Here is a 12885-nt window from a genome sequence, read left to right on the forward strand (position 1 = left end):
GGTAATGATACCGACTCAATACCCTTTTGCGACAGCCTCTGAAGGCCGGGGTTTCAAACCCTAGTCAGATTTTTGATGAATCTATACTTTTACGCTGTCGCTACTGGCAGTGCTTGCTGTACTTAACAACGGCGACGTGGAAACCGGATGCAGCGTGCGCTGCATCCGGTTAGCTTAACTACTCATACCCAGCAGATTTATTGATAATCCGATAGCGGTACGCAAGAGCAAAACAGATTGCGATCACCATACACATTGTCGGCACGACCTACCGGTGCCCAGTATTTTTGGTGACGCAATGACGGCAGCGGATACGCGGCCGTTTCGCGGCTGTACGGATGCGACCATTCGGCTGCAAGCAAACTCTGTATCGTATGCGGTGCATGCTTGAGCGGATTATCTTTGGCATCGAATTCAGCGCTGGCGACTTTGGCGATTTCTTCACGAATCGCGATCATGGCATCGATGAAGCGATCGAGTTCGCGCAATGATTCGCTTTCGGTCGGTTCTATCATCAGCGTGCCGGGTACCGGGAAGCTCATGGTCGGGGCATGGAAACCGAAGTCGATCAAACGCTTGGCGACATCTTCATTGCTGATGCCGGTGGCATCGGTGAGCGGACGCAGATCGAGTATGCATTCATGCGCGACCAAGCCGTCGTGACCAGCGTAGAGCACCGGATAATGTGGTGCCAGACGCTTGGCGATGTAGTTGGCTGCCAAAATCGCCGTTTCGGTTGCCGCTTTCAAACCTTCGGCACCCATCATGGCGATGTACATCCAGGAAATCGGCAAAATACTGGCCGAACCGAAGGCTGCCGCACTGACGGCAGAAATGCCGTTTTCGCCGCGCATATAACCGGTCGAGGTATGGTTCGGTAAAAACTGCGCCAAATGCGCCGCCACCGCCACCGGACCAACGCCCGGTCCACCACCGCCATGCGGAATGCAGAAAGTTTTATGCAAATTCAAGTGACTGACGTCGCCACCGAACTGGCCCGGTGCCGCGACACCGACGAGCGCATTCATATTGGCACCATCGACATACACTTGACCGCCATGGCTGTGCACGATTTCGCACAACTGCTGTATGCCTTCTTCGAATACGCCATGGGTAGACGGGTAGGTCACCATCACAGCGGCCAGATTGGCACTGTGCTGTTCGGCCTTGGCTTGTAAATCATGCAGATCGACGTTGCCTCGTTCATCGCAAGCCACGACCACCACTTCCAGCCCGACCATCGAAGCCGAAGCCGGATTGGTACCATGTGCCGACGAAGGAATAAGACAGATATTGCGATGCCCTTGACCGCGGGCGGCATGGTAAGCCTGAATCACCAGCAAACCGGCGTATTCACCTTGTGAGCCTGCATTCGGTTGTAAGGATACTGCGGCATAGCCGGTAGCCGCACACAACATGGCTTCGAGTTGCGCGATCATTTCGCGGTAGCCGATGGTTTGTGTATCAGGGGCAAACGGATGGATATTGGAAAACTCTGGCCAAGTAACCGGTACCATTTCGCTGGTGGCGTTCAATTTCATAGTGCAGGAACCGAGCGGTATCATGCTGCGATCGAGCGCCAAATCTTTATCGGCCAAACCACGCAGATAACGCAGCATTTCATGTTCGGCATGGTAGCGCTGGAAGGTAGGATGGCTGAGGAAGGCGCTGGTACGCAGCAAGCCGGCCGGAATCGCGTCCACCACAGCTGCTTCGATGGCAGCAAAATCCGGCAGTGTGCGGCCATCGGCAAAGATAGACCAGAGCTTGAGAATATCGCTGCGCTCGACCGTTTCATCGATTGAAACACCGACCGCTTCGGCACTGATTTGACGCAAATTATAACCGGCTGCAACGGCAGCAGCATGAACCGCAGCGGCGTTAGACACCGTGACTGTGAGCGTGTCAAAATAACTGCTGTTTTGCAGCGTGAAGCCAAGCTGCTGCAAACCACCGGCCAGCACGCCGGTCAGGCGTTGCACGCGTTGGGCGATCTGGCGCAAACCGGCCGGGCCGTGGTAAATCGCATACATCGAAGCGATCACCGCGAGTAACACTTGGGCCGTACAAATATTCGAGGTGGCTTTTTCGCGACGGATATGTTGTTCGCGCGTTTGCAAAGCGAGGCGATACGCTTGCTGACCTTGGGCATCGACCGTAACGCCGACCAAACGGCCCGGCATACTGCGTTTGTAGGCGTCGCGCGTGGCCATGTAACCGGCGTGCGGGCCGCCGAAACCGAGCGGCACACCGAAACGCTGACTATTCCCCACCACCACATCAGCACCCCATTCGCCTGGTGGCGTAATCAGTGTCAAGGCTAATAAGTCGGCAGCGGCGATGACGAGTGCGCCTTTGGCATGCAAGGCGGCGGCATATTCGCGGTAATCGCGGATATCGCCATTGACGCCCGGGTATTGCAAGAGCACGCCGAAACAGGCATGTTCGAGCGCATCGCTACCATGACAAGTGCGGACTTCTATGCCCAGCGGTTTTGCGCGGGTCGCGATGATTTCTCGTGTTTGCGGCAAGACATCGGCACCAACATAAAACACTTTCGAGTCCGATTTACCGACGCGCAGTATCAGCGTCATCGCTTCGGCCGCGGCCGTGCCTTCATCGAGCATCGAGGCATTGGCGATATCGAGACCGGTCATGTCGGTGATCATGGTCTGGAAATTAAGAATCGCTTCGAGACGACCTTGCGAAATTTCCGGTTGATACGGCGTGTAGGCGGTGTACCAAGCCGGATTTTCAAACACATTGCGTAAGATCACACCCGGTGTATAGGTGTTGTAGTAACCCTGACCGATCAGCGATTTCAATACCTGGTTTTTGCCAGCCAATTGCTTGAGCTGGGCCAAGGCGGCTTGTTCTGATTTGGCGGCGGTAAACTCAGCCAGCGGCAGCGTATCGTGGCGGCGTATATTGGCCGGTACGATGGCATCGATCAAGGCGGTGCGATCAGCATAGCCGAGCGTGGCCAGCATATGCGCCTGTTCAGCCGGCGATGGCGCGATATGGCGGGCGATGAAAGCGTCGTGGGCTTCCAATTGAGTCAGTGAAGGTCGGGTCATGATAGGGGCGCAGTAGTCAGATGAGGCAGAGAAGAATCGAAGCGATGCGCCACTTCAGTGGCGCGTCACAGGCCGGCGGCATTGCCGCCGGCACAGTAGCAGCGGTATCAGCCGATATTGCCGGCGTAAGCGGCAGCATCGAGCAAGCCGTCGATGTCGGCGACATTGGTCGGTTTCAATTTGAACAGCCAGGCGCTGAAAGCATCGGTATTGATACTTTCCGGTGCATCGGCGACCGCTTCATTGACAGCGATGACTTCGCCGCTGACTGGCGCATAAATATCGCCGGCTGCTTTGACCGATTCCACCACGGCGCAGTCTTTACCGGCCGCTAATACGCTGCCAACTTTCGGCAAATCGACGAAGACGATGTCACCCAAGGCGTCTTGGGCAAATTCGGTGATGCCGATCGTGAGCGAGCCATCGGCTTCGAGACGTACCCATTCGTGGGAAGTGGTGTATTTCAATTCTGCTGGGATATTCATGAGTAGCTTTCCAAATAAGTAATTAATAGTGTTCACATAAGATAATGAGAGTCACGACGGCGCCCGTCGCTCAGGCTACCAGCACTTTGCCGTTCCGTACAAATGGTAATTTAACGACCGTGGCGGCGAGCTGCTTATCGCGGATCACGACGTGCACGGTGTCGCCGATGGCTACACCCAGCGGCAAGCGCGCCAAGGCGATCGCTTGCTGCATGCTCGGGCTGAAGGTGCCGCTGGTGATTTCACCCTCACCTTGCGCACACAAGACTTTTTGATGGGCGCGCAGAATGCCGCCTTTTTCACGCAACAGCAAGCCGAGGAACTGTGCGCTTTGGCCTTGCTCGAGCAAAGCTTGTTTGCCGACGAAATCGCGCTCGCTGAGCAAATCAATCGTCCAAGCCAGACCGGCATTAAGCGGATTGACACTTTCATCCATATCTTGGCCGTACAAATTCATGCCTGCTTCGAGGCGCAAGGTATCGCGCGCACCGAGCCCGGCCGGTGCCACACCGATGGCGGCCAAGGCATTCCAGAGTTCGGTCACACGGCTGGCTGCCACGGCGATTTCGAAACCATCTTCGCCGGTATAACCGGTGCGCGCCACCATGACTTCACCGTAGGCGGTAGCGGCCACGATGACGGCATTAAAAGGCTTGAGGTCGACGCTGGCGGCCTGCGTTTGCGGCAAAATCTGCCAAACTTTGGCGCGCGCATTCGGCCCCTGCACAGCGATCAGCGCAAACGCATCCGCGCCATCGCGTCGTGCCGTGATGCTGATACCGGCGGCGGTGGCGTCATTGTGTGCCTGCATCCAGGCGACATCTTTGGCGGCCGTGCCGGCATTGACGACCAAACGAAACCAAGTTTCATCGAAAAAATAAATGATCAGATCATCGACCACGGTACCGGCCGGTGTCAGCATGCATGAATACAGGGCTTTGCCCGGCACTTGCAGCTTATCGACATTATTGGCCACTAAACCACGCAGAAACGCACGTACCTGCGGGCCGCGCAGATCGACCACGCACATGTGCGAGACGTCAAACATGCCACAGTCGCCGCGCACGGCATGGTGTTCTTCGATTTGTGAACCGTAATTGACCGGCATATCCCAACCGCCGAAATCGACCATCTTGGCACCGGCTGCGCGGTGTGCGCCGTTTAATGGAGTCGTGTTGAGCGGTGTGGCCGCTGCGGTCGTCGCTGCTTGCGTCATGAGAAAAACCTCGTCGTTACCAAAATGAAAGGGACGAACAGCCACACGCCGACGAAAACTTCGTCTGCATGCGACAAATCGCATCCCCCTCTGTCCTGATACCTGAGAGATTACGAGCGGCCAGCCGCTCGTGCGCACCTTCGGTGGGCAGTTCGACGCATCGCGCCGCTGCCGCTCTCCAGAGTGTGAAGCGCAGTGCTCGATGGCTCGCTGCGCTTCATTGACCGGTCCTTTATGCCTGAGAGTTTTCGGGTGTTAGCCCCTTCGGCGGCATCCGCATGCGGATGCGCTCTCCCGATCAATTGTTCAGATTATATAAGGCTTGCATGAACTTGGATATCATCCGATCAAAATATTTACGCGGCAGCGGGCAGCTCACGGTGCCTGCAAGATCAGTGTTTGCCGCGTATGCGCCCTCACATCGGCCTCCAGCAGATGTTCATTGACATAGCGACCGGCGGCAAACGCCGCGGCCTGATCATTGTAATGTTCATCAAACAAGACGCCGCTCTGGCCGACCGGATTGATACCCAGCGCACTGCCAGGCGCGGCAAAATCGATCAAGCGCCGAGTCGACGGGCCATACACCACCGGCCACGGTGCCGGCGCAATCGGGCCTGACAAATTATTCGGCACTTCGCGCCCACCAGGAACGGCGAAGCTGCCAATATTAAACAAGCGGTCGAGCGGCTTTTGCTGGCCCAGCGGGTGATTATGCGTGAGTGTATGTAATTTACCCCAAGCCCAATCATCACTATCCTTGCCCGCCACCTGCTGCAGATGAGCGATACTGTCATGCCAAGCAGCGAGGAGAATGTCGGCGCGGCTTTCGCGCGCCGGCGTGCGCGTATCATCCCACCACGGCGACTGCTCATCGGCTAACAGCCTGACGATTGCCTCATCGAGAACGCGCGTGCGCAGCAGGTTTTTGAATTCCACCGGACCCAATTCATCGGCAAACGCATTGTTGGCAATCTGGTAGAGCATTTGCGCAAACAAGCTCGGTGCGATCGATTCGCGTGTGAAGCGATGATCCCACTTACTGAGGATGTCGAGCAAACGCAGATCAGCCGGGGCCTGCAAGCCGGCGCGTAATATCGGCAGCAAGGGCTGCAACACCCGCTGGGCATAGTCGGTCTCGACATCGAGCGCAATCGCTTGGCTATTCGTGGTGTCCCATTTGACACCGGTTTGATTGAGTAAATGGTCGAGACGGCGCGCCCGATCGGCTAAATTGTAATAGCCTGGAATAACAATGCCATGCGCAGAAACCGGCTGACTGTTAGCCGACACAATGTAGCCGCGCGCCGGATTTTCTTCCTGCGGGTTAGCGGCAAAATCATAAAAGCCGTTTTTATCAGCCGCGCCGGTACTGCCATCGAGAATGAAGGCAGGATTAACCTCAGGCGGTCGGCGTACCAACTTGGCTGCCGCCCACCAGCCTATATCACCGCGCGCATTGGCCCAGACCACATTGAGGCCGGGGGCATGAATCAAACGCGCCGCCGCGCGCGCCTTGTCCAAGGTATCGGCCCGATTCAAATCATAAAACGCATCAAGCACCGGGTTCTCGGTTTCAAGAAAGGCCCACCACATCGCCACCGGCGTCGTGCCATAACTCTCAGGGAAGGCATCGGTGATCACCGGCCCGTGCGGCGTGCGGCGCAAGTGCAGCTTGACCGACGCTTGTCCTTTCACTTTAATCTCTTCCTCGCGGCTACTCATTTCTACCCACTGGCCGTGGTACCAAACTTGATTCGGCTGCGCCGGATTGACTTTTTCGGCGATCAGATCGACATCGTCGTTCTGAAACATGGTTAAACTCCAGCCAAATTGCTGGTTATGACCGAGCAAAGCGAGCGGATTGAGGGCTTGGAAATGGCCGTACAGTTCAAAGCCCGGCGCTTGCAGCTGCGCCTCATACCAGACCGCCGGGGCCGAATAAGCGATGTGCGGATCACCGGCTAACAAAGGCTTGCCACTGGCGGTACGTGCACCGCTGACCACCCAGGCATTACTGCCCTCAAACTGTGGCAAACCGAGATCAGCAATCGCGGTTTGGCTGACTTGGGCAATGCGGCTCAAGCTGTGCCAGTCGGCTGCCGCCAATTTCGGTGCCGCTGGCGCGCCCACGAACACCCCCTGTGGATGCCAATCGAGATCGAACACGTGTAAATACTGAGGGCCAAGTTGATCACGAATTTTACTCAAGGCCGGTTCGGTGCGAAACGCGGCAGCAAAACTGTAAGCGGTGTATCCGGAAGCGGCGATGGTGTCGGCCACCGTGAATGCTCGCTTAGGGATCTGCAGCAAATCGAATTCTACCGGGGCGGCATGGCTGGCTTGATACTGATTGACCCCATCGAGATAGGCCAGCAAGGCACGACTTGCCGGCCGATTCAAATCGAGCTTGGCCGCATACTTCTGCGCATGTTCTGCCAAGCCCAAGGTACGAAACAAACGATCGACCTCGAGCAATTTCGGGCCGAGGATCTCGGCCAACTCACCACGCGCCAGGCGACGCAGCATTTCCATTTGAAACAAGCGGTCTTGCGCGTGCACATAGCCGAGCGCCCGATACAAATCGGTTTCGTTGCTGGCGCGAATATGCGGTACCCCACGCTCATCATAACGCACCTCCACCGCCGCCGTCATACCACTGAGATGAACCAAGCCGTCGCGCTGCACCCGTTTGCCACGCACATACCAAGTTGCCGCCATCGCCACGCACAGCAACAACAAGAACACCACGAGCGCGGTTTTTTTCAAGATCGCCTTCATTATGAAGCTTTCAGCAAAATTATCAGGTAGCGTTAATTTAAACCATTTATTCCGGCGGCGATATAGCCAAGCTACGCCGACCGGCAGCAGCATGGCAAATGGGCGATAATAGCGGCCGCAGCACGCAGAGAACTTGAATTTGATGTTTCCAGTGCCATTTAGCAACGACCCTAGACCTCCTTACTATGGAATCGCATGAGCACAACTAATCCGAGTAGCGCGGCCAGCCAGCGCAGCAGCCTTCACACCCTGAAAGGTTTGCTGCCTTTTTTACGTCCCTACCGCCGGCAGTTCATCCTGGCCGGCCTGGCCTTGCTGGTCGCGGCGGCGGCGACGCTGGCCATCCCGGCAGCATTCCGGCAAATGATCGATCTCGGTTTCGGTAACAACGGCGCCCACAATATTACCCATGTCGACCTGACTTTCCTGGCCTTGTTCGGCCTGGCCGGTGTGCTTGGGCTCGCTACCGCCGCGCGTTTTTACTTGGTTTCTTGGCTAGGTGAACGCGTCACTGCCGATATCCGCAGCGCCGTGTATGCGCATGTGCTCACGCAAAGCCCACAATTTTTTGAAACCACCCAGACCGGCGAAGTACTCTCGCGCCTCACGACCGACACCAGCCTGATACAAACGGTAGTCGGCACCAGTATTTCCATGGCCTTGCGCAACGTCTTACTGTTTCTTGGTGGCTTGGTGATGTTATTCGTGACCAGCGTCAAGTTGTCGGCCATCATCCTCGTCATGCTTGCTCTGGTAGTCTTGCCTATCGTCATCTTCGGTCGCCGCGTGCGCACACTCTCGCGGGATTCGCAAGATAAAATCGCCGATGCCTCGGCGCTGGCCGGTGAAATTCTCAATGCCATGCCTACCGTGCAAGCCTTCACCCATGAACAGCTCGAAGCCCAGCGCTTCGGCACCTCGGTAGAAGCCGCCTTCGGCACCGCCATGCGCCGCATACGCGCGCGCTCACTGTTGACCCTGATCGCCATCTTATTAGTTTTCGGTGCCATCGTCTTCGTGTTATGGCTCGGTGCTCATGCCGTGATGCAAGGTCGCATGAGCGGCGGCGAACTCGGACAATTCATCCTCTACGCCGCTGTGGTGGCCGGTGCCCTCGGTGCGCTGTCGGAAGTCATGGGGGATGCCCAGCGCGCCGCCGGTGCCACCGAACGCTTGCTGGAATTGATCGAGGTCTGCTCGCCGATACAAGATCCGGCGCAGCCGCTCGCCTTACCCGCGCGCCCAAGCGGACAAAAAACCGGTTCGACTTTAAGCCTCAAGGATCTGGAATTCCACTATCCATCGCGCCCCGACACCGCCGCGCTGGCCGGTTTGACGCTGCAGATTGCGGCCGGTGAAACGGTGGCCGTGGTCGGCACCTCTGGTGCCGGTAAAACCACGCTGTTTCAATTACTGCTGCGCTTTTACGATCCACAACGCGGCACGATATTGCTTGACGGTATAGATATCCGCGCACTCAGCTTGCACACGCTGCGCAATGCCATCGGCATCGTGCCACAAGAAACGATTATTTTTTCGGCCAACGCCATGGAAAATATTCGTTACGGCAAAGCCGACGCCAATGATGAAGCAGTGATTGCGGCCGCAAAAATGGCGGCCGCCCATGAATTCATAGAAAAATTACCGCAAGGCTACCACTCCTTCCTGGGCGAACGCGGCGTGCGCTTATCGGGCGGACAACGTCAACGTATCGCCATTGCCCGCGCCCTGCTCAAGAATCCGCCCTTGCTATTGCTCGATGAAGCCACCAGCGCCCTCGATGCCGAATCCGAACGCCTGGTACAGGGTGCACTCGATGTCGCCATGCAAGACCGCAGCACCATCATCATTGCCCACCGTTTGGCAACCGTACAACGGGCCGACCGTATCTTGGTGATGGAACACGGCCGCATCGTCGAGACCGGCAGCCATCAAGCGCTGGTCGAATTGGGTGGCACCTATGCCAAACTTGCAGCACTGCAATTTAACCTGCCACCAAGCCAAGAATGAGTCGGTAGCACTGGTGTTAACTTTCCACCAGTGCTGCTCGCAAGCGACATTCTCCTTGACGCCAACTCAAGCAACTGCGTACACTCTCATGATCCTGTAATTCAAGTCGACGACGGTCGATCATCCTGTCCCGCCTATGAAACGATCTCGTTCCCCGCTGTACGCTACACTCGCTGCGGCCCTCTTGATGTGGTCTGTGCCACAAATCAGCCGTGCCGATGCTGCCTCCCTGACGGCCCTGAACACCAATGCCGCGCCGAGCAGCAATGCGACCGAACTCAATCATGAACGGAATCACGAACTCAATCACGAATTCAATTCCGCATTCAATCCAACATTTAATTCATTACCGACGGCATCAGCTGCGCCGGATGACCTGAGTTTAAGCAACAAAGACCAAGATTTATGGGAGCGTGTGCGGGTTGGCTATGCCATTCCCGACCTCAACAACAGCTTGGTCAGCAATCAACTCACTTGGTACAGCACCCGTACCGATTACATACTGCGCACGGTGCAACGCGGCTCGCGCTACCTGTATCATGTGGTCGAAGAATTAGAAAAACGCGGTATGCCGACCGAATTGGCATTGCTGCCCTTCATCGAATCGGCCTTCAACCCGCAAGCGATTTCGACTGCCAAAGCCAGTGGCATGTGGCAATTTATGGCGGCAACGGGCAAAGATTTCAAACTCAAACAAAACATGTTTACCGACGAGCGCCGTGGCGTGGTCGATTCCACCGATGCCGCGCTCAACTACCTTGAGCGTCTGCATGGCATGTTTGGCGACTGGCAACTAGCGCTGGCCGCCTATAACTGGGGCGAAGGCTCGGTACAGCGCGCCATTAAAAAGCAACAAGCGCTGGGCTTACCGGTTGATTTTGACAGTATGTCGGCGCTGATGCCAGTGGAAACCCGAAATTATGTGCCGAAGTTACAAGCCGTTAAAAATATCATTGCCCACCCGGAACAATTCAATCTGGCCCTGCCGCGACTGGAAAATCAACCATATTTTGTCAGCGTAGACAAAACGCGCGATATCGATGTACGTGTGGCAGCACAGTTGGCCGAATTGTCGATGGCCGAATTCACGGCTCTTAATCCGCAATTCAACCGTCCTGTAATCACCGGCAACAGCGGCACGAAAATCCTGCTGCCGACTGACAATGCCGCTTTATTCCGAGAGAATCTCAGCAAATGGCAAGGGCCTTTGTCGAGCTGGGCTACCTTGACCGTCAATAAAACTGAAAAAGTTGAAAATCTGGCCACGCGCTTGGGACTGAAACCCGACGTACTGCGCAACGTCAACATGATTCCCGCCAGCATGCTGGTAAAAGCTGGTTCGACAATCTTGGTGCCACGCTCGGAAAAAATGCCGGATCGCGATATTTCCCCTGAACTGGCCGACAATGCCCAGTTGATGATGGAAAAAAGCGTGGTCACGCGTCGCATCAGCTACAAAGTCGGGAAACGCGACGACATCAATGCCATCGCTAAGCGTTACAAGCTCAGCCTGGCCGATATCCGCAGCTGGAATAATTTGAAACACGACAAACTGACGCCGGGACAAAGCTTGCAACTGCAAGTAGCCATCGTCGCCAAGCGCGGCCAGGCAATCGCGCGTGCCTCCGGTCATAGTAAGTCGAATCACACTACGCATACCTTGGTTGCGCATGCCAAAACGAAGCCTCACAGTTAAACTTGGCGGCATTGTTCCCGATTACTTTTAAATAAAAAATGCCCGGTTTGAACCGGGCATTTTTTTAAACTATTCAACAATACCAGATCACTTACTTGCCCGACTGATTGACGTAGATCACCCAATAGCGCGCCAAATCAGCCGTACCATCGGCACCACCAACGGTTTTGAAGGTTTTCAAGGCCTGGGCTTTTTTACCAGCCTGCAATTGCGCAACAGCCAAATGCAATTTGCCATCTTCCGGATGTTTGGCACCAGCTTTCTTGATCCCGTCTTCCATCATCGCCAAACCTTGATCAAACTTGCCCGCGCTGACAGAGGCAAAACCAAGATTGAGTAAGCCGCTGCCATCTTTGCTGGCCTTGGCTTCGGCTTCCGCTGCGGCCAAGCCTTTGACCGATTCAGCCTGCGCCTTCGTTGCCATATCGCGCAAACGCTTATGGCGTTCTGCATCGGTACCGGCACCGAGCGCACCAGCCTTGTAGCCGGCGTCAATCACCTTGGCGGCTTCGGCAGGGAAATCGGCTTGAATTGCCAGCAAAGAATAATCCATGAAATCGGCAGTTTTAGTGACTTGACCGACCGCTAATTTGAGACGGAACAGATCGAGTTTCAAGCGTTCAGAATAGCCGGGCTTGCGCTCTATATTATTGAGCAGATTGACCCAGTATTCTTTCTTACCGTGGTAAGCGACCATTTTTTCGAGCGCGCTCGAATACCCGGCCATGTCTTTTTGCTTCAATGCTGCATTGGCATAGAATTCGAGATTCGCCAAGCTTGGTGTACGACCGGCTTTCTCATCGGCAGCCAAATCAGCCTGGACTTCTTTCATCGCCTTGGCACTGTCGCCGCCCTGGTTCATGGCCGCAATCATGTAAGGACGCAAAGATTGATCGCTACCGCCATCGGCGTAGTAACGGCCATACCATTGCGCCGCCTTGGCATAATTGCCGGCTTTGTAGTGCGCATTGGCCAATACCTGAATCATCTGCAACTGTTCTTTGGACGGCAACTTGGCCGCCGCCACGATCGTCTCGGCCGAGCGAATCACGGCATCATTATCGCCGGCCGCCGAAGCGATGGACAGACGCATACGTTCGATGGTGAAACTTTCATTAAGCGTTTTGCCACTTACTCCATCGGCCTCATGAATCTTACTCAAGGCATCTTTGTATTTTTTCGCTTTGAACAATTCACCCGCCGCTTGCACAATGCGACCGATTTCAGGACGCATTGCTTCCTGGGCATAAGCAGTATTACCAGCGATATTGGTTAATTCCGGTACGGCGGCAAAACCGATGGCTGCAAACAAGACAGCGACACGAGACAAGCGTAGGTGCTTCATAGCTGTTGAGCTCTCAATCAAGAAAATTTTAATAAACAAGTCTCAGGAAAAAAGCGGCGCGAGTCAGGCGGCGCCAGCCCATCTCCTGTCAATAAGAAAATGGCAGGGATCACCCTGCCAGTTTCAAATCATACATGAAGTTGACAGTGAAACATAATTTCATGTCATCGCACTACTTACTTCAAGAACTGCTCGTTACCAACCATACCGATCTTGGTCACGCCAAGTCGCTGAGCCGAAGCCATCACTGCCGCCACCGATTTATACGGTACGAC

General features: G+C 55.5%; 7 protein-coding genes, 1 pseudogene and 2 riboswitches. Of the genes and pseudogenes, 2 read left to right on the plus strand and 6 right to left on the minus strand.

The window, feature by feature from the left end; translation table 11 throughout:
* Positions 1–197 precede the first annotated feature (197 nt).
* From gcvP to QN359_RS18445, 4 genes are all read right to left on the minus strand, one after another.
* Positions 198–3077, minus strand: coding sequence for an aminomethyl-transferring glycine dehydrogenase (gene gcvP, locus QN359_RS18430; RefSeq protein WP_322247758.1), 2880 nt, complete (start codon positions 3075–3077; stop codon positions 198–200).
* Between the two features lie 107 nt (positions 3078–3184).
* Positions 3185–3562 carry a glycine cleavage system protein GcvH gene (gcvH, locus tag QN359_RS18435; RefSeq protein ID WP_322247757.1) on the minus strand — a complete coding sequence of 126 codons (378 nt, stop codon included), beginning with the start codon at positions 3560–3562 and terminating at the stop codon, positions 3185–3187.
* Positions 3563–3632: 70 nt separating this feature from the next.
* Positions 3633–4778, minus strand: a complete 1146-nt coding sequence (gene gcvT, locus QN359_RS18440) for a glycine cleavage system aminomethyltransferase GcvT (RefSeq protein WP_322247756.1) — start codon at positions 4776–4778, stop codon at positions 3633–3635.
* Positions 4779–4858: 80 nt separating this feature from the next.
* Positions 4859–4970: riboswitch (glycine riboswitch) on the minus strand.
* Positions 4971–4993: 23 nt separating this feature from the next.
* A riboswitch (glycine riboswitch) is annotated at positions 4994–5085 on the minus strand.
* Positions 5086–5153: 68 nt separating this feature from the next.
* Positions 5154–7559 carry a penicillin acylase family protein gene (locus QN359_RS18445; RefSeq protein ID WP_322247755.1) on the minus strand — a complete coding sequence of 802 codons (2406 nt, stop codon included), beginning with the start codon at positions 7557–7559 and terminating at the stop codon, positions 5154–5156.
* Between the two features lie 195 nt (positions 7560–7754).
* Between QN359_RS18445 and QN359_RS18450 the strand changes: the two genes are divergently transcribed.
* Together QN359_RS18450 and QN359_RS18455 are read left to right on the plus strand one after the other, a co-directional pair.
* A complete protein-coding gene (locus QN359_RS18450; protein ID WP_322247754.1) occupies positions 7755–9569 on the plus strand; it encodes an ABC transporter transmembrane domain-containing protein in 1815 nt (604 codons plus the stop codon).
* Between the two features lie 136 nt (positions 9570–9705).
* A complete protein-coding gene (locus QN359_RS18455) occupies positions 9706–11265 on the plus strand; it encodes a transglycosylase SLT domain-containing protein (protein WP_322247753.1) in 1560 nt (519 codons plus the stop codon).
* A gap of 91 nt (positions 11266–11356) precedes the next feature.
* Here the strand turns inward: QN359_RS18455 and QN359_RS18460 are convergent, their stop codons facing one another.
* Both QN359_RS18460 and QN359_RS18465 read right to left on the minus strand, forming a co-directional pair.
* On the minus strand, positions 11357–12610 hold the full coding sequence (locus QN359_RS18460) for a hypothetical protein (RefSeq protein WP_322247752.1): 1254 nt from the start codon (positions 12608–12610) through the stop codon (positions 11357–11359).
* 176 nt (positions 12611–12786) lie between these two features.
* Positions 12787–12885, minus strand: a pseudogene (locus QN359_RS18465) (biopolymer transporter ExbD); the annotation flags it as partial.

Source organism: Undibacterium sp. 5I2 (assembly GCF_035019605.1).
Taxonomy (GTDB): domain Bacteria; phylum Pseudomonadota; class Gammaproteobacteria; order Burkholderiales; family Burkholderiaceae_D; genus Undibacterium.

Bases quoted from the DNA above. Each gene is read 5' to 3' on its own strand.
- gcvP (WP_322247758.1), bottom strand. From the start codon at position 3,077: ATGACCCGACCTTCACTGACTCAATTGGAAGCCCACGACGCTTTCATC.
- gcvH (WP_322247757.1), bottom strand. From the start codon at position 3,562: ATGAATATCCCAGCAGAATTGAAATACACCACTTCCCACGAATGGGTA.
- gcvT (WP_322247756.1), bottom strand. From the start codon at position 4,778: ATGACGCAAGCAGCGACGACCGCAGCGGCCACACCGCTCAACACGACT.
- QN359_RS18445 (WP_322247755.1), bottom strand. From the start codon at position 7,559: ATGAAGGCGATCTTGAAAAAAACCGCGCTCGTGGTGTTCTTGTTGTTG.
- QN359_RS18450 (WP_322247754.1), top strand. From the start codon at position 7,755: ATGAGCACAACTAATCCGAGTAGCGCGGCCAGCCAGCGCAGCAGCCTT.
- QN359_RS18455 (WP_322247753.1), top strand. From the start codon at position 9,706: ATGAAACGATCTCGTTCCCCGCTGTACGCTACACTCGCTGCGGCCCTC.
- QN359_RS18460 (WP_322247752.1), bottom strand. From the start codon at position 12,610: ATGAAGCACCTACGCTTGTCTCGTGTCGCTGTCTTGTTTGCAGCCATC.